The organism is Burkholderia sp. SJZ089, assembly GCF_007828315.1.
GTDB lineage: Bacteria > Pseudomonadota > Gammaproteobacteria > Burkholderiales > Burkholderiaceae > Burkholderia > Burkholderia gladioli.
This window is the reverse complement of sequence record NZ_VIUM01000017.1, coordinates 17,355-34,969: the sequence shown is the minus strand read 5'-3', so window position 1 is coordinate 34,969 and position 17,615 is coordinate 17,355. Positions and strand designations below refer to the sequence as shown.

General features: G+C 69.1%; 15 protein-coding genes. 5 read left to right on the top strand and 10 right to left on the bottom strand.

Annotated features, from left to right (window positions below; translation table 11 throughout):
• Positions 1–72: 72 nt before the first annotated feature.
• The 4 genes from FB600_RS27430 to pilM are packed head-to-tail and all read right to left on the bottom strand — an operon-like array spanning position 73 to position 4,482.
• Positions 73–1,977, bottom strand: coding sequence for a type IV pilus secretin PilQ (locus FB600_RS27430; RefSeq protein ID WP_261383478.1), 1,905 nt, complete (start codon positions 1,975–1,977; stop codon positions 73–75).
• Positions 1,974–2,909 carry a hypothetical protein gene (locus FB600_RS27425; RefSeq protein WP_145757714.1) on the bottom strand — a complete coding sequence of 312 codons (936 nt, stop codon included), beginning with the start codon at positions 2,907–2,909 and terminating at the stop codon, positions 1,974–1,976. Before FB600_RS27425 ends, FB600_RS27430 begins: the two co-directional genes overlap by 4 nt.
• Positions 2,906–3,583, bottom strand: a complete 678-nt coding sequence (locus FB600_RS27420) for a pilus assembly protein PilN (RefSeq protein WP_096749848.1) — start codon at positions 3,581–3,583, stop codon at positions 2,906–2,908. The genes FB600_RS27425 and FB600_RS27420 overlap by 4 nt, the downstream gene beginning before the upstream one ends.
• Positions 3,580–4,482 (bottom strand): pilus assembly protein PilM, encoded by a 903-nt coding sequence (gene pilM, locus FB600_RS27415; protein ID WP_013696399.1) that lies wholly within the window; start codon positions 4,480–4,482, stop codon positions 3,580–3,582. Before pilM ends, FB600_RS27420 begins: the two co-directional genes overlap by 4 nt.
• Positions 4,483–4,796: 314 nt before the next feature.
• On the opposite strand from pilM, the gene FB600_RS27410 reads away from it, so the two are divergent.
• Positions 4,797–7,238, top strand: a complete 2,442-nt coding sequence (locus tag FB600_RS27410) for a penicillin-binding protein 1A (RefSeq protein ID WP_186188547.1) — start codon at positions 4,797–4,799, stop codon at positions 7,236–7,238.
• 106 nt (positions 7,239–7,344) lie between these two features.
• On the opposite strand, the gene cyaY is transcribed toward FB600_RS27410, so the two are convergent.
• On the bottom strand, positions 7,345–7,671 hold the full coding sequence (gene cyaY, locus FB600_RS27405; RefSeq protein ID WP_013696397.1) for an iron donor protein CyaY: 327 nt from the start codon (positions 7,669–7,671) through the stop codon (positions 7,345–7,347).
• A 36-nt stretch (positions 7,672–7,707) separates the two neighbouring features.
• Here cyaY and lptM point away from each other — a divergent pair, with 36 nt between their 5' ends.
• Together lptM and lysA are read left to right on the top strand one after the other, a co-directional pair.
• A complete protein-coding gene (gene lptM / locus FB600_RS27400; protein WP_145757715.1) occupies positions 7,708–7,974 on the top strand; it encodes an LPS translocon maturation chaperone LptM in 267 nt (88 codons plus the stop codon).
• Between the two features lie 6 nt (positions 7,975–7,980).
• Entirely contained in the window at positions 7,981–9,252 is a 1,272-nt protein-coding gene (gene lysA, locus FB600_RS27395) for a diaminopimelate decarboxylase (RefSeq protein ID WP_013696395.1), read from the top strand.
• 115 nt (positions 9,253–9,367) lie between these two features.
• On the opposite strand, the gene msrQ is transcribed toward lysA, so the two are convergent.
• The 5 genes from msrQ to FB600_RS27370 all read right to left on the bottom strand — a co-directional run bounded on the left by msrQ (position 9,368) and on the right by FB600_RS27370 (position 15,371).
• Positions 9,368–10,027, bottom strand: coding sequence for a protein-methionine-sulfoxide reductase heme-binding subunit MsrQ (gene msrQ, locus FB600_RS27390; protein WP_175427758.1), 660 nt, complete (start codon positions 10,025–10,027; stop codon positions 9,368–9,370).
• A gap of 10 nt (positions 10,028–10,037) precedes the next feature.
• Positions 10,038–11,033, bottom strand: coding sequence for a protein-methionine-sulfoxide reductase catalytic subunit MsrP (gene msrP / locus FB600_RS27385; RefSeq protein WP_036048491.1), 996 nt, complete (start codon positions 11,031–11,033; stop codon positions 10,038–10,040).
• A gap of 155 nt (positions 11,034–11,188) precedes the next feature.
• Positions 11,189–12,409 carry a c-type cytochrome biogenesis protein CcsB gene (ccsB, locus tag FB600_RS27380; RefSeq protein WP_036033478.1) on the bottom strand — a complete coding sequence of 407 codons (1,221 nt, stop codon included), beginning with the start codon at positions 12,407–12,409 and terminating at the stop codon, positions 11,189–11,191.
• Positions 12,410–12,413: 4 nt separating this feature from the next.
• Positions 12,414–14,594, bottom strand: coding sequence for a cytochrome c biogenesis protein ResB (locus tag FB600_RS27375; RefSeq protein ID WP_145757716.1), 2,181 nt, complete (start codon positions 14,592–14,594; stop codon positions 12,414–12,416).
• A gap of 123 nt (positions 14,595–14,717) precedes the next feature.
• Positions 14,718–15,371 carry a c-type cytochrome gene (locus FB600_RS27370; RefSeq protein ID WP_096749851.1) on the bottom strand — a complete coding sequence of 218 codons (654 nt, stop codon included), beginning with the start codon at positions 15,369–15,371 and terminating at the stop codon, positions 14,718–14,720.
• A gap of 252 nt (positions 15,372–15,623) precedes the next feature.
• On the opposite strand from FB600_RS27370, the gene yihA reads away from it, so the two are divergent.
• On the top strand, positions 15,624–16,283 hold the full coding sequence (yihA, locus tag FB600_RS27365; RefSeq protein ID WP_013696389.1) for a ribosome biogenesis GTP-binding protein YihA/YsxC: 660 nt from the start codon (positions 15,624–15,626) through the stop codon (positions 16,281–16,283).
• Positions 16,284–16,527: 244 nt separating this feature from the next.
• A complete protein-coding gene (hemB, locus tag FB600_RS27360; RefSeq protein ID WP_013696388.1) occupies positions 16,528–17,526 on the top strand; it encodes a porphobilinogen synthase in 999 nt (332 codons plus the stop codon).
• The last annotated feature ends 89 nt before the right edge of the window (positions 17,527–17,615 follow it).

Here is a 17,615-nt window from a genome sequence, read left to right as displayed (position 1 = left end):
CTTCAATCTTGCTGGTGTGTGCGGCAGCTTACTGGCAAAGCGCCGGCCTTGTCGAGCGCGGCCGGCCGCCGCTCAATGCGGCTGCGCCGGCGCCTCCGTCGCTTCCGGGGCGCCGGGCGGGCCCGCGGCCGGATCGGGGGGAGGATCGCCCGGTTCGCCGTCCGCGTGCTCGGCGGTGCCGAGCACGCGCGGGGTGATGTAGACCACCAGCTCGCTCGACCGCTCGCGCCGCGCCTTATGGCGGAACAGCGCCCCCAGGACCGGTATTTTGCCCAAGACCGGCACCCGAGTCACATCGTCCCATTCATTGCGCTCGTAAATACCGCCGATCGAGACCGTGCCCCCATTTTCGACCTCGACCCGCGTGCGCACGTGCTTGGTGTGGATCGCAGGCCCCGCGTCGGTCTGCTCGCCCACGCTGTCCTTGGCGATATCCAGGTCGAGCACCACGTGGCCGTCGGGCGTGATCTGCGGCTCCACCTCGAGCTTGAGCGTGGCACGCCGGAACTGCACGCCGGACACGCCGCGCCCCACCTTGGCCTGGTAGGGCAGCTCGGTGCCCTGCTCGATCAGCGCCGGCGCGCGATCGGCCGTCACCACGCGCGGCCGTGAGACGATCTGGCCCCGGCCCTGGGATTCGAGCGCGCTCAGTTCCAGGTCGAGCAGGCGGCTGGCGCCGGCCACGAACAGCGTGAGCCCGGCGGTGGCGGCCTCGAAGCCGCCGATCGGTCGCGCCGCCAGGTCCGCCAGGCGCCCTTCGGGACCACCCACCAGGCCGGTGGCCGGCGGCTTGCCGCTTCCGGCCGGCGCGCCCTCCCCGGCCGCCGGCTGCGCCGGGCCCGGCGCGCCGCCGCTGCCCGCCCCCTCGCCGCGCGCCAGCGAGCGCGTGGTGCGCAAGGCGATCCGCGCGCCCAGCTCGCGCGAGAAACCGCGCTCGCCCTCGACCACGCGCGCCTCGATCAACACCTGGCGCGAGGGCCGGTCGAGCTGCGCGACGAGGGCCGCGATCTGCGCGAGCCGGCCGTCCAGGTCGGTGACGAACAGCAGGTTGGTGCGCGCATCGGCCAGCACCGAACCGCGCCGCGACAGCACGCGCTGGTTGGCCGCCGCGCCGGTCAGCAGGCGCGCGACATCGTTGGCGCGCGGGTAGCGCAGCAGGAAGGTGCGGCTCGCCAGCGGCTCGAGGTCGGCCATCCGCGCATGGGCCTCGAAGCGCGCGCGCTCGCGCGCCGTCAGTTCGGCCGCCGGCGCCACCCAGATCACGTCGCCGCGCATCGCCATCGCCAGGCCGTTGGCGTCCAGCAGCGCATCGAACGCGTCGCGCCAGGGAACGTCGTGGATGCGCAGCGTGGCGCTGCCCTGCACGCGGCCGCTCAGCACCACGCTCTGGCCCGTGAAACGCGCGAAGGCGTCGAACACGGCCGCGAGCGGCGCCTGCCGCAGGTCGAGCGAGATCCTGCGCCGGTCGGCAGCCGCGCGCGGGACGACGACGGGACCGGACAGCCGCTCGGGCGGGGGCAACGGAATCGGCGGGCCCTCGAGGGCGGGTGGCGGGAGGTCCTGCCGGGTGGCTTCGGACGGTTTGCCGTCGGCACGCGTGGCTGACGTAGGCGCCTCGCCCATCACCTGACTCGCCCCGGTCGCGAGCGGGAGACCGCCCTGCGGTCCCGGCTCCTTCGGTTCGCCAGCCGGCAAGGGCGAAATGCCGGCGGCCGAGGCAGCCATGCCCTCACCGCCGTATCGCTCGGCGGCGGCCGGAGCCATGCCCGTGCCCTCCGGGTCCGTCAGCGCACTGCCGCCGCCCACGCGCCCCGCCTCGGGATCGAACCAGCCGATGCCGTCCAGCGCCGCGGCCGGCATCACCATCGGCAAGGGCGGCCGCAGCATCGCCCGGGCCGGCGACGAATGGCCGATCGCCAACCAGAACGCACACGGCGCAACAAGCAGGCGCGCAAACCTTCCTCGATCGTGTGTCATCGCTCCGCCTCCCCGCGCAAAACCATGCGATGCCGCACACCGCCGCCATCGTCGAGACCCAGCCAGACCCCATCCGCATCGATGCGCGTGATGCGTTCGGCACCGACGCGCTCGCCCACCGAAGCGGACCAGGCCCCCGCCTCGGCATCGAACAGCACGAGCCCGCGACGCGCATCGCGCACGATGCCGGCCACGCGCGGCATCGCCGCCGGCTCGCGGCCGCCGAAATCGGCGCCGGCCTCGGCTGCGCCCGGGCCGGGCGCAGCCATCGCCACCGGTCCAGGCGCGACATCCGGCGCGTCCGGCCCGGACGGCGACACGGCCAGACGCGCCGAGAAACTCGCCCCGTCTGCCTGCCGCTGCACCTCGATGCCGACCGGCACCACGGCCATCGGCAGCGCGGCGAGCGAGCGGACCCAGGCGCCGATTGCCCCGAAGCGGCCATCGCCGGCGACGTCGTAGTACCGCATGCCGCCAGCGGCTGCCTCGGCTCCAGCCTGCTGCGCGGGACCGAGCCGGCGAATTCGCAAGCCGTTGTCGTGGGCGCTGGCGATCAACTGCCAACCGGGATCGAGCAGCGGCTCACCTTCGTTGCGCCGGTTTTCGGGCAAGGCCGGGGATCGGCCCGCGCGATCGTCGAGCGAGGATTGCCCCGGCACTTCCTCCTGGCGCGATGGCTCCGGTTCGATCAATCGCGGGTCTTGCCGCGAGTCTTGCTGCGAGTCTGGCGGCAAATCCAGCCGCCGTTCGGCCAGTTCCCGCTGCGCCAGCACTTCACCGTGCTGGGCGCGGGCCCCGGCGATACCGCTCCAGTCGCGCTCGCCGGACACGGCCCACAACCCGCCGAACACGGCCGACGCGACACCGACCAGGGCCAGCAGCCGGTGCGCCCCCGCATGCGGGCAGACCCGCGCGACGATCGCCTTCATCATCGCCGCCCTCCCCGCGCTACGGAGAAATCGGCACGAGCCGCGCGAGGCAGCGGCACCGCGTCGGGCCAGCGGATCCGCACCGCGAAGCGGATCGTGCCCGTCGTGCCCTGGCCCGGCTCCCCCTCGACGCCCGACATCTCGACCTGCCAGTCGGAGCGCGCCTCGCGCAAGCGCGCCAGCCAGCGCGACGCGGCCAGCGAATCGCGGGCACGCGCATCGATCCTCACCCCGCCCTCGGCCTGCCGCAGCGCGATCAGCATCACCGCGCGATAGTCGAGCCGGTGCAACACCTCGAACAGGGTGATGGCGCGCAGCAACGGCCGCGTCAGCTCGGCCGCCGCCGCGGCCCGGGCCCGCCGCGTCTCGCGCTCGCGCCCGGCGGCCTCGGCCGCCTGCAGGCGCGGCGCCCAGGCCACCAGTTGCTGCTCGAGCACCAGCCGCCGCGCGTCGATACGCTTGCGCTCCAGGCCCTGCATCGCGCAGGCCAGCGCGACGCCCGCCACGCCCAGGCCGACGGCGCCCGCCAGCTCGAGCAGCCGCCGGCGCCGCTCGCGACGCGCATCGCGGCGCCGGTAGGGCAGCAGGTTGAAACCGCCGAGCCAGGCGCGGCGCCTGACCGGATCGCGCAGCACCGCGCGCGGCGGCAAGAGCGGCGCCCGCCGCCGCGCGCTCATTCGTACACCCCGCGCAAGGCGAGGCCGAACGCGACCGCGAGCACCGGCGAATGACGCGCGGCGGCGTCGATGTGCGGATTACGGCAGTAGGGGGCGCATTCGAAGGGCAGCACCAGGCAGCCGAGCGGATCGGCGATCTCGGCGAACATCGCGGGCGGCATGTCGCCCGCCATCGCGAAATTGCCGCCGACGAAGGCGCATTCGGCCAGGCCGCGCCCGGCCAGATCGCGCATCAGCTCGGCGAGATTCGCATGCGAGGCGGAAGGCGCGCTCAGGTGCGTGGCCACCGTCATGCCCTCGACGCGCCAGGCATCGACGCTGCCCTCGCCGATCCAGATCGCCACGTAGGGCTCGTCGGGCTCGGTCTCGGCCACGGCGACCTGCCGGATCGCGCGCAGCGCCGCATGCGGCTCGCCGTCGATGCCCGTCAGCATAAAACCGGCGGCGGCCACCGCGTCGACGCGCAGGTCGATGCGTGCCTGGTCGGTGGAGGCGATCACCAGGCGGCCCGGGTAGAGGATGTCGTTGACGCACCAGTCGATCGCCAGCGAATCGCGGGGCATGCCCGTGCTGCGCTCGGCCTCGGCATACACCGCCTGCTCGAGCGCCCCGTGGCGCGCGACCACCGGATCGAGCGTGCTCATCACCACCTCGCGGTACGACAGCGCCATCGCCGCCGCCATGCCGCGCACCGGCAGCCGGCCGCGCACCCGCTGCGAAATCGTCTCCAGCGCGCGCGTGACCTCGGACCAATCGGCGCTCGTCACGTCGTAGGGCGCCGTGAACGGCTCCACCTCGAGCGCCTCGATCCCCAACGCGTTGCCGCAGCGGCTCACGAACGCGACACGCACCGCGTCACGCCCCACGTCGATCCCGGCGGCCACGCGCCGCCCCCTCATGCTCCATCCTCGCCGACTCCTCATCCCGGTCCTCCCGTGCCGCGCGACACGGGCGCGGCCTGCCAAGCATTCTCGGGATCCGCGGCCGGCTCGGGCAGTCGTCCGGATGGCCGATGCGCGGTGCCGATCGACGCAGATCGACACCAGTCGACCTGCATTGGCCGCACCGCCGACGCGCCTCGCGGCGCACACGCCATGACGGAGGAAGCAGGGCGCCGCGAAGGCCGCGCGAGGCGATCGCGCCCCGCACCGCGCTGCACCAGGAAGGCGCATAGCGGGCGTTTATAATCGCGGGACTGTTTTCCGGTATGCCTATGCAACCCACCAATCCCACGTCCCCGCCGCCGTCGGCCGCCGAACCTCCGTCGCCCCCGCCGCCGGCCGCCGAACCGCCGCCGCCTCCGCCCCCGCCGCCGCGCAAGCGACCGCTGTGGCTCAAGCTGCTGCTCGGCCTGGTCGGACTGTGCGCCGCGCTGGCACTGAGCGCGGCCCTGGTGCTCGGCTACGCGCTGGTGGTGGCGTGGCCGAACATGCCCTCGCTCGACGCGCTGACCGACTACCGGCCGAAGGTGCCGCTGCGCATCTACACGGCCGATCACGTGCTGATCGGCGAGTTCGGCGAGGAACGGCGCGACATCGTCCATATCCAGGACGTGCCCGACTCGCTGAAGAACGCGATCCTCGCGATCGAGGACGCGCGCTTCTACGAACACGGCGGCGTCGACCTGACCGGCATCGTGCGCGCCGGCGTGGTGGCGCTGACCAACGGCCACGCGACCCAGGGCGCCAGCACCATCACCATGCAGGTGGCGCGCAACTTCTTCCTGTCGAGCGAGAAGACCTACACGCGCAAGATCTACGAGATGCTGCTGGCCTACCGCATCGAGCGCGCGCTGAGCAAGGATCAGATTCTCGAGGTCTACATGAATCAGATCTATCTCGGCCAGCGCGCCTATGGCTTCGCGAGCGCGGCGCGCGTGTATTTCGGCAAGGACCTCAAGGACCTGACGCTGGCCGAGGCGGCGATGCTGGCCGGGCTGCCCAAGGCGCCCTCGGCCTACAACCCGGTGGTCAATCCCAAGCGCGCCAAGGTGCGCCAGCAGTACATCCTGGAGCGCATGCTGGAGCTGAACTTCATCACGCGCGAGCAGTACGACGAGGCGGTGGCGCAGCCGCTGGTGGTGAAGAGCGCGACGCGCGAGTACAGCGTGCACGCCGAGTACATCGCCGAGATGGTGCGCCAGATGATGTACGCGCAGTACAAGGACGAAACCTATACGCGCGGCTTCAACGTGGTGACCACGGTCGATTCGGCCGACCAGACGCTGGCCTACCAGGCGCTGCGTCGCGGCCTGATGGACTACGAGCGCCGGCACGGCTATCGCGGCCCGGAAGCCTTCATCGAACTGCCGGCCGACGCCACCGAGCGCGAGCAGGCGATCGACGACGCGCTGCTCGACCATCCCGACAATGGCGAGCTGATCGCCGCGGTGGTCACCGACGCGAATCCGAAGCAGGTCCAGGTCAGCTTCGTCGACGGCAGCAGCGCCACGCTCGCCGGCGCCAACCTGCGCTTCGCCGCGGCCTCGCTGGCGGCCAACGCGCAGCCGAACCGGCGCATCCGTCCCGGCGCGATCGTGCGCGTGGTCAAGACCGACAATGGCGAATGGGCCATCACCCAGTTGCCGCAGATCGAGGGCGCCTTCATCTCGATCGTGCCGCAGGACGGCGCGATCCGTTCGCTGGTGGGCGGCTTCGACTTCAACAAGAACAAGTTCAACCACGTCACGCAGGCCTGGCGGCAGCCCGGCTCGAGCTTCAAGCCCTTCATCTACTCGGCCTCGCTCGACAAGGGCCTGGGGCCGGCCACCATCATCAACGATGGCCCGCTGTTCTTCAGCGCCGCCGAGACGGGCGGCCAGCCATGGGAGCCGAAGAACTACGGCGGCGGCTTCGACGGCCCCGAGCCGATGCGCACCGCGCTGATGCGCTCGCGCAACCTGGTGTCGATCCGGATCCTGAACTACATCGGCACCAAGTACGCGCAGCAGTACATCACGCGCTTCGGCTTCGACGCGGAACGCCACCCGGCCTACCTGCCGATGGCGCTCGGCGCGGGCCTGGTCACGCCGCTGCAGATGGCGGGCGCCTACGCGGTGTTCGCCAACGGCGGCTATCGCGTCAATCCCTACCTGATCGCCGAGGTGACCGACTCGAGCGGCAACGTGGTGGCGCGCGCCCAGCCGCTGGTGGCCGAGCAGAACGCGCCGCGCGCGATCGACGCGCGCAACGCCTACGTGATGAACAGCCTGCTGCAGAGCGTGGCGCAGCGCGGCACCGGCGCCAAGACCAACGTGCTCAAGCGCACCGACCTGGGCGGCAAGACCGGCACCACCAACGATTCGCGCGACGCCTGGTTCGCCGGCTACCAGCACACGCTGGCCGCGATCGCCTGGATCGGCTACGACAACCCGCGCAGCCTCGGCGACCGCGAGACCGGCGGCGGCCTGGCCCTGCCGGTCTGGATCGACTACATGGGGCCCTCGCTGAAGAACGTGCCGGCCTATCGCATGCCGATGCCGGACGACGTGACCACCATCGGCGACGAGCTGTACTTCTCCGAGTTCACGCCGGGCCACGGCTTCGTCTCGACGGTCGGCGTCGCGCAGGCCGCCTCGCCGCTGGACGCGTCGGTCCCGCACGTGGACGAGCAGGAACGGCAGGACATCATGAACCTGTTCCAGGGCGGCAACTGAGCGAGCGGCCAGCCGCCCGCAAGCAAAAGAGCGACCCGCGGGTCGCTCTTTTTAATTCGGGGGCGGCATCGGGAGATAGCGGAAGGCAGCCGCCCCGCCGCTGCGTTCAGGCGCTGAACTTCACCGGCTCGCCGGCCTGCTCGCTGGCATAGCGCGTGAGCGCCTCGAAGAACTCGTCGCCCGAGCGCGTGTCGCGCCAGGCGCCGTCGAGGTAGCGGTAATGGAAGCCGCCCGACTTGGCCGCGATCCAGACCTCCTTCATCGGCGGCTGCAGGTTCACGATGATCTTCGTGCCGTTCTCGAAACTCAGCGTGACCACGCTGCCGTTACGGCCGAGATCGATGTCGAGATCGCCCTCGTTGGCCTCGTCCACGCAGCGCTCGACGGCCGCCAGGACGGCCTCGGCGCGGGTCAGGTATTCGGTGTCGCTCATGCTAAACTCTGTCGATTCAATTGTTTAGGGACGATCATGCGTGTCGTTTTCCAGATGAGCGCGATTGTAGCGGCTTTGGCGCTGGCCGGCTGCGGTCAACGCGGCGCGCTCTATCTGCCCGTCGTGCCGCCCTTGCCCGCGAAACCGACCGTCGAGACCGTGCCCGCCACCGAGGATGCCGCCTCGGACGCCAGCGCCGCGTCCGGCGCCGAGCCGATCTCCGCCTCCGCCGGCACCACGCTGCAGCTTTCGCCGGCGCTCGCCGCGCCGGCCCCGGCCTCCGCCGCCACCCCCACTCGATGATTCCGGATGACTCACCCCGTTTTTGATTACGTCAACGGCACGCTGCATGCCGAGGGCATTCCGACCGACAAGCTCGCCGAACACTTCGACACGCCGCTCTACGTCTATTCGCGCGCCGCGCTGACGGCCGCCTACCAGGCCTATGCGCAGGCCTGCGAGGGTCGCCGCGCCGCGATCCACGTGGCCGTCAAGGCGAACAGCAACCTCGGCGTGCTGAACGTGTTCGCGCGCCTGGGCGCCGGCTTCGACATCGTCTCGGGCGGCGAGCTCGCGCGCGTGCTGGCGGCCGGCGGCAAGGCGGAAAACGTGGTGTTCTCGGGCGTCGGCAAGAGCGCCGAGGAAATGCGTGTGGCGCTGCAGGCCGGCGTGAAGTGCTTCAACGTCGAGTCGATCCCCGAGCTCGACCGCCTCGACGAAGTGGCCGGCTCGCTCGGCAAGCGCGCGCCGGTCTCGCTGCGCGTGAATCCCGACGTCGACCCGAAGACGCATCCCTACATCTCCACCGGCCTGAAGGCCAACAAGTTCGGCGTGGCCTTCGCCGAGGCGCGCGCCAGCTACCGCGCCGCGGCCGCGCTGCCGAACCTGCAGGTGGTCGGCATCGACTGCCACATCGGCTCGCAGATCACCGAACTGAGCCCCTATCTCGACGCGCTCGACAAGGTGCTCGACCTGGTCGAGCAGATCGAGGCCGACGGCATCCCGATCCATCACGTCGACATCGGCGGCGGCCTGGGCATCACCTATGCCGACGAGACGCCGCCCGCGATCGGCGAGTTCGTGGCGGCGCTGTTCGCCAGGCTCGACGCGCGCGGCCACGGCCAGCGCGAGGTCTATTTCGAGCCGGGCCGCTCGCTGACCGGCAATGCCGGCATCCTGCTCACGCGCGTCGAATTCCTCAAGCCGGGCGAGGAGAAGAACTTCGCGATCGTCGACGCGGCCATGAACGACCTGGCGCGCCCGGCCATGTACGAGGCCTATCACGCCATCGTGCCGGTCAAGGAGCAAAGCGGGCATGCCAGCGCCGTCTACGACGTGGTCGGCCCGGTCTGCGAGAGCGGCGACTGGCTCGGCCGCGAGCGCACGCTGGCGATCGCCCCGGGCGAACTGCTGGCGATTCGCTCGGCCGGCGCCTACGGCTTCGTGATGAGCTCGAACTACAATACGCGAGCGCGCGCGGCCGAGGTGCTGGTCGACGGCGTCAACGCCTACCTGGTGCGCCCGCGCGAAACCATCGAAAGCCTGTTCGGCGACGAGGCGATCCTGCCCGACGCGGAATGAGCGGCCGCGACGCCGTCTGAAAAAAAGCGATGCGAACCGTGAGGCGCATCGCTTTTTTCTTGACTACAGCCGGCAGCGCCAGGCGTTCGGCACCGGCGCTGCCGGCTCGCCGATCTCAGACGCCGCGCCGCCTCGCGCGCAGCGCGGCCACCACCCGCCAGCCCAGCAGCACCAGCACGATCGCGCCATACAGCTTGGGCAGCGCGAGGTCGTGCTTGCCGGCCCGCATCCACCAGAAGTGCAGGATCGCCAGCACCGCGATCGCGTAGATCAGCCGATGCAGGCGCTGCCAGTGGCGCCCCAGCCGGCGCGCCGCGGCGCGCGGCGAGCTGAGCGCCAGCGGGATCAGCAGCAGGAAGGCCGCGAAGCCGACGGTGATGAAGGGCCGCTTGAACACGTCCTTCAGGATCGCCGGCAGGTCGAACCACTTGTCGAACCAGAAGTAGGTGGTGAAGTGCAGCAGCGCGTAGAAGAACGCGAACAGCCCGATCATGCGCCGCAGCCGCAGCAGCGCGTTGATACCGGTGAGCCGCCGCAGCGGCGTGACGGCCAGCGTCACGCACAGGATCACCAGGGTCCAGAGCCCGGTCGAGCGCGTGACGAACTCGATCGGATTGGCGCCGAGCCCGCCGGTGAAGCCCAGCACGACGAGCCGCGCGAGCGGGAACAGGCCGGCCAGGAACACCACCGGTTTCGCGATGCGCAGCCAGCCAGGCGTGGCCGACGCACGCGCGGCGCGGCCCGCGCTGGCCGCCAGGCGAAGATTTTCGTCCACCGCGTGCCGCCTAGAAGTTCTTGCGCAGATCCATGCCGCGATACATCGATGCGACCAGATCGCCGTAGCCGTTGAACATCAGCGTCTTGCGCTTGGGCGTGAAGAAACCGTCCTCGCCGATGCGCCGCTCGGTCGCCTGGCTCCAGCGCGGGTGGTCGACCTCGGGGTTCACGTTCGAATAGAAGCCGTATTCGTTCGAGGCGTAGCTGTTCCAGCTGGTCTTCGGCTGCTGCTCGACGAAGCGGATCTTGACGATCGACTTCGCGCTCTTGAAGCCGTATTTCCAGGGCACCACGATCCGCACCGGCGCGCCGTTCTGGTTCGGCAGCACCTGGCCGTAGACGCCCATCGTCAGCAGCGTCAGCGGGTTCATCGCCTCGTCCATGCGCAAGCCTTCCGAATAGGGCCAGTCGAGGATCGGCTCGGCCAGCCCGGGCATCTGCGAGGGATCGGCCAGCGTGACGAACTGCACGTACTTGGCGTTCGCGTTCGGCTGCACGCGGCGGATCAGCTCCGCGAGCGGGATGCCGATCCAGGGAATCACCATCGACCAGCCTTCCACGCAGCGATGCCGGTAGACGCGCTCCTCCAGCGGCGCCAGCTTGAGCAGTTCGTCGATGTCGTAGACCTTGGGCGCCTTCACCTCACCCTCCACGCTCACGCGCCAGGGCCGCGGCCGCAGCGAGCCGGCGTTCTGCGCGGGGTCGCCCTTGCCGGTACCGAACTCGTAGAAGTTGTTGTAGGTCGTCAGGTCCTTGTAGGGCGTGACCTTGTCGGGCACCACGAACTTCGCGTTGGTGGTGGCAGCCAGCGCGTGCGCGGCCGGGTTCGGCGAGCGGTAGTTCGCCAGCGCGCTGGCCGGCAGGCCGCACAGGCCGCCGGCGGCCATCGCGCCGGCCGCGCGCAGCACGCCGCGGCGCGCGGCGAAGACGGCGGGCGAGGTGATCTCGTCGCGTGGAATGTCGTCGCCGGCAAGCAGGCGCCGGCGCGTGGTCCTGATCAACATGAGCGGTCTCCACGCCGGCTACCGAAGCCGGCGGCGATACGGTGAATCCTCCGCCGCGCGAACGGCGCGAGCGGCATGGCAAGAAAAAACCGCCGCGTCCAGGCAGGGGCGGCGGCGGTTTTTCGAATCGGTTCGAGGTGACACGCGGGCGAAGCTTACAGCTTGCCGTAGCTATGCAGCCCGGACAGGAACATGTTCACGCCGAGGAAGGCGAAGGTCGTGACCAGCAGGCCCGTCAGCGCCCACCAGGCGGCCACGCCGCCGCGCAAGCCCTTCATCAGGCGCATGTGCAGCCAGGCCGCGTAGTTGAGCCAGACGATCAGCGCCCAGGTCTCCTTCGGGTCCCAGCTCCAGTAGCCGCCCCAGGCTTCGGCGGCCCACAACGCGCCGAGGATGGTGGCGATCGTGAAGAACGCGAAGCCGACCGCGATCGACTTGTACATCACGTCGTCGAGCACCTCGAGCGTCGGCAGGCGATCGGCGAGCACGCCGCGTTCCTTGAGCAGGTAGGCAACGCTGACCATCGCCGACAGCGCGAAGCTGCCGTAGCCGATGAAGTTGGCCGGCACGTGGATCTTCATCCACCAGCTCTGCAGCGCCGGCACCAGCGGCTGGATCTGCTGCGCGTCACGCGCGATCGAGTACCACATCAGGAAGCCGACCGCCGCGCTGATCACCAGCAGCACGAAGGCGCCCAGCGCGCGCGTGCCGTAATGGCCTTCGTAGTAGAGGTAGAGCAGGGCCGTGATCAGGCTGAACAGCACGAACACTTCGTAGAGGTTCGAGACCGGGATATGACCGACGTCGGCGCCGATCAGGTAGGACTCGTACCAGCGCACCATCAGCCCGGTGAAGCCCATCAGCACCGCGGCCCAGGTCATCTTCTGGCCGATCGCGGCGCCGGTCGGCGAGCGGCTCAGCAGGCCGATCCAGTAGAACACGGTGGCGAACACGAACAGCGCGCTCATCCACAGGATGGCGGACTGGCTCGACAGGAAGTACTTGAGGAAGAAAGTCGAATCGGCCCGGGACAGGTCGCCGTGATAGAGATTCAGCGACAGCAGCGAGAGCACCGCGATCAGGGCCATCAGCAGCCGGGCCGGCTTCCAGCGCCAGCCCAGCCCGACCAGCGCGACGGTCGCGCCCGTCATCACCGCCTGGTCGTAGTAGTCCATGTGCGACTGGTAGTGCACCAGGGCAAAGCCGGCGCCCACCACCATCGCCAGCGCGAACAACCAGTCGACGAGGGACAGGCGGCGGTAGAAGGGACGATCGTCGAACAACGCGGCAAGCGAAGCCGTGGCGGGAGCGGCGGCGGGCGCCGCTTCGGCGCGGCCGCGCGGCGCCGGTGACGAGGAAGCCTGGGTCAGATCCATGACGTTACCGTGGGGAGTCGTGGAGATCGGTATCGCGCCCGGCAGGCACCGCGGCGACGGGTTCGTTGCCGAGCACCTTGCCCACCGCGTCGCGCGTCTGCGCGAACTCCTTCTCGAAATCGAATGTCCGGCGGGCCGTCGACATCGCCATCACGACGCCCACGCCTGCCGGCGTGTCCTTGAGCCAGAGCCAGAGCCGGCGTTCGCGCACGTAGAACATGGAGAAGATGCCGAACACCAGCAGCAGGCTGCCAAGATACACCAGATTTTTACCAGGCGCACGTGTCAACTGGAATACCGAAGCTTGCACCTGCTTATATGAATCGAGCCGCAAATAGACCGGCGCGCCATACAGGAAGCTGTCCGACAGCGCGTTGATGGCGTTCTGCACGAAGCGCGCCGTCTCGGCCGTCTGCTTGATCGGCGCCACGCCCGCCTGCTCGCGCGCGACCTCCCAGACCTGCCACATCGCGCCTTCCAGCATGCGCAGCAGCAGGCCGGCGGCCTTCTCCTGCTCGGTCTTGGGCACCGACTGGTCGATGAAGCCCGCCACCGCCTGGAAGCCGCCGGTGGTGCTGCCGTCGGGCTGGCGGCCCGCGCTCGGGTCGGCACCGGCGAACAGGGTCAGGACACGCAGCGCGCTGTCGTCGAGCCGCGTGCGCAGGCCCGCGTCGGCGTTCGGCAGCGAGGCCTGCGCGAAGCGCGCGGCGGCCTCGCGGCGCACCGCCGGGTCCGCGAGCGCGGCGCGCATGCGCATCCATTCGTTGACCGAATCGTCGGCATCGGCGGGGATGCGCAAGTAGCGGAACGGGTCGTTGGGGCTCAGCCGCACGCCGGCCAGGAACAGCCGGTCGCCGCCGATCTCGACCGGCAGCATGTAGTTGTTGAACTCGCGCGCCTGGCCGTCCTGGCCGCGTACCTTGTACTGGACCGAGGGGCCGACATTGTGCAGGTTCACCGGCGTCGATGTCTTGGCGCCCGAGCCGAGCCGCTCGTCGAGCGCTTCCTTGAGCGAATGCGTGGTGCCCACGCCGCGCACGTCGGTCTTGCCGCTCGCGTCGGTGACGTTCTCCACGTTGATGGCGCGGAAGTCGGCGAACTCGATGGTGTCGCCGGCATGGCCGGCCAGCGGCACCGCATTGCCGATCACGCCGTTGACGGGGAAGGTCTTGCCGCTCGCGCCCGACATCGGGAAGGCGGTCATCTGCATCTGCGAGCCGCCGTCCTGGAAGCTCGACTGGTAGATCGACACGCCCTTGTAGGTGAAGGGCTTGTTGACCTCGACGCGCGCCGGGATGCGCTTGCCGGTCTCGCGATCGATCACCACGATGTCGCTGGCGAACAGCTTGGGCATGCCGGTCGAGTAGTAGTCGACGATGAACTTGTCGAGCTGGATCGAGAACGGCAGGTCCTGGATCAGCGAGCCGTTCGGCTGGTTCAGGATCGCGGTCGAGACATACTGGCCCTCCGGCACCCAGGCATAGCCGCGGAAGGTCGGGTTGGACGCCGACAGCCGGTGCTCGGGCCCGATCTCGCTGATCGGCGCGCTGGTGTTGACGGGCGACTTGCCGAACAGCCACATCTGGAAATGGATCGGCAGGTTGCTGTCGAGCAGGCCGCCGATGCAGATCACCACGATCGCCAGGTGGGCGGCGATATAGCCGTACTTGGTCATCGCGCCGCGCTTGGCGGCGATCAGGGTGGCGCCCTCGGATTCGCGGATCACCTGCTTGTAGCCGGCCTTGGCGACGAAGCCGGCGAGCGCCTGGGCCACCTGCGCGCGCTCGCCGGGCACGGCGAACTCGGCCTTGTGATGAAAGGCGCGCAGGCTGCCCTCGCGCACCTTGTCCTTCCAGCTGCGCACGTCGGCCAGCATCTTCGGGCCGTTGCGCAGCACGCAGAGCGACAGCGACACCACCAGGAACAGCAGGATCAGCATGAACCACCAGGCGCTGTAGACCGTGTAGAGGCCGATCGCGCGGAAGATGTCGGCCCAGAACGGACCGAACTGGTTCACGTAGTTCGGATAGGGATCGTCCTGCGTGAGCACGGTGCCGATGATGCTCGCGATCGCCAGCACGACCAGCAGCGCGATCGCGAAGCGCATCGAGCTGATCAGCTCGATCGCGGTGTTCAGCGCGCGGCGACGCGTCCGGGTCTCGATGCCTTGCGTGGTAACGCTCATTCACACTCCGACTGACAACAAAAAAGGGCAAGGCGCCCGCCTGGCGGCAGCGCCCCACCCTTTCTCTCTTCGTTCCCGCGCTCGCCATTCATGACGATGCGCCCGATACCCGTTGCCGGGCGCTCAGTGCAGGCCTGCGATGTAATCGGCGACCGCCTTCACTTCGCTGTCCGACAGGCGCGATGCGATCTGATGCATCGGCTCGTTGTTGTTGCGTGCGCCCGCGCCCTGCTGGAAGGCGGTGAGCTGCGCGACCGTGTAATCGGCCCACTGCCCCGACAGGCGCGGATACTGTACAGGAATTCCCTGTCCGGTCGGACCGTGGCAGCTCGCGCAAGCCGGCACGCCCTTCTCGGCGATCCCGCCGCGGTAGATCTTCTGCCCCAGCGCGACCGTCGCGGCATTGCGCGCGACACCGGGTTTCGGCGCTTGGGCGCCGTAGTAGGCCGCCACGTTGCGTGCATCCGCATCGCTCAGCGCGCCGGCGAAACCGGCCATCACCGAGCTGTTGCGCGCCGGCCCCTTCGCGCCCGGCTGCGTCTTGAAATCGTGCAACTGCTTGACCAGATACTCGGGATGCTGGCCGGCCAGCTTCGGGAACGCGCCCGTGGCGCTGTTTCCATCGGCACCGTGGCACGATGCGCAGACGGCCGTCGCGATCGCCTTGCCGCGGTCCAGATCCGGCTTGGCCGCATCCGCCGCGTGTGCCTGAACCACGAAACTCACGAACCCGGCCGCCACCTGAAGCGTTATCAGAGACTTGCACAGTCGATTCATTCGCACACCCTGTTTCGTCTTGTGGGAATTTGAGGTTCTGCAAACGACGGCACTCAGTCTACCGCAGAAAGCGCCTGCAACAGGCCCGCAGGGCTTCGGGAAAACCGCCGTATTGTACAATATGGCGTTTAAAGCCCCGTTCCGGCTATCAGGGTTACTGCGCGGATTACCGCGCGCAATTGCCGTCCGGATCGTTGCGGGGCTTCCCGCCTCCACGCGCGGTCGCACCGCGCTCTCGCCCCGTCCGCACTCATGGCCTTCCTGCTCCATCAAGCCCGTTTCTACACGACCGTCAACCATCTGCGCGACCTGCCGCCCACCGTGGTCCCGGAAATCGCGTTCGCTGGCCGGTCCAACGCGGGCAAATCGACGGCGATCAACATCCTCTGCAACCAGAAGCGGCTCGCCTTCGCCTCGAAGACGCCGGGCCGCACCCAGCACATCAACTACTTCTCGGTCGGCCCTGCCGACGAGCCGGTCGCCAACCTGGTCGACCTGCCCGGCTACGGCTACGCGGAAGTGCCCGGCGCGGCCAAGGCGCACTGGGAAGCGCTGCTGTCGGCCTACCTGAAGACCCGGCCCCAATTGTGCGGGATGATCCTGATGATGGATTCGCGCCGGCCGCTGACCGAGCTCGACTGCCGCATGATCGAGTGGTTCGCGCCGACCGGCAAGCCGATCCACACCTTGCTGACGAAGTGCGACAAATTGACCCGCCAGGAAAGCGTCAATGCGCTGCGCAACACCAAGAAGGCGCTCCAGGCCTATCGCGACGCGGGGTATGAAGGGGCGCTGACCTGCCAGCTGTTCTCGGCGCTCAAGCGCACCGGGATCGACGAGGCCCACGTGCTGGTCGAGAGCTGGCTGCGGCCTGAGGTCGCCGGCGAAGATGACGCAGCTGTTGCAGAATAAGCGCTCCGCGCCCGAGTGCGCGGCCCCGAACGGAGGCTTGCCGTCGGTTGGCGCATAAAAAAACCCGCCGTTTCGCGGCGGGTCAAACAGCCTAATCGAATAACGACAGGCACCCGCTCAGGGAGGAGAAGCGGGGAGCGCCGCGCCTTGGCGCGAAGCTCGATCGCTATCATATACCATTGTCTCGAAATTTCACCGAAGGCTTCCGTAAGCCTTCCTTCAGACTGATTCCAGCGATTCCGTCATGAGCCTCCATCCCTTGCACCGTCCGCGCAGAATGCGCCGCGACGACTTCTCGCGTCGCCTGATGCGCGAAAACCTCCTCACCACCAACGACCTGATCCTGCCGGTGTTCGTCGTCGAGGGCAGCAACGTGCGCCAGGCGGTGCCGTCGATGCCCGGCGTCGAGCGCGTCTCGGTCGACCTGCTGATGGGCGTCGCCGAGCAGTGCGTCGCGCTCGGCGTGCCGGTGCTGTCGCTGTTCCCGGCGATCGAACCCTCGCTGAAGACGCCCGACGGCCGCGAGGCGACCAATCCCGAGGGCTTGATCCCGCGCGCGGTGCGCGAGCTGAAGAAGCATTTCCCCGATCTCGGCGTGCTGACCGACGTCGCGCTCGATCCGTACACGAGCCACGGCCAGGACGGCGTGCTCGACGAGAACGGCTACGTGATCAACGACGTGACGCTCGAGATCCTCAGCGAGCAGGCGCAGGCGCAGGCCGAGGCCGGGGTCGACATCGTCGCGCCGTCGGACATGATGGACGGCCGGATCGGCACGATCCGCGAGATGCTCGAGAGCGAGGGCCACATCCACACGCGCATCATGGCCTACTCGGCCAAGTACGCCTCGGCGTTCTACGGCCCGTTCCGCGACGCGGTCGGCTCGGCCTCGAACCTCGGCAAAGGCAACAAGATGACCTACCAGATGGACCCGTCGAACTCCGACGAGGCCCTGCGCGAAGTCCGCCTCGACATCGAGGAAGGCGCCGACATGGTAATGGTCAAGCCCGGCATGCCGTATCTCGATATCGTGCGTCGCGTGAAGGACGAGTTCCGTTTCCCGACCTATGTCTACCAGGTCAGCGGCGAATACGCGATGCTGAAGGCCGCCGCGCAGAACGGCTGGCTCGATCACGACAAGGTGGTGCTCGAGTCGCTGCTCGCCTTCAAGCGCGCCGGCGCGGATGGCGTGCTGACCTACTTCGCGCTCGATGCGGCGCGACTGCTGCGCGATCAGAAGTAAATCGCGGCGCGCCACGCGAGGCGCGCGAGCATGAAAAAACGGCGAAGCGTTTCAGACGCTTCGCCGTTTTTTCATTGGATCCGGAGCTG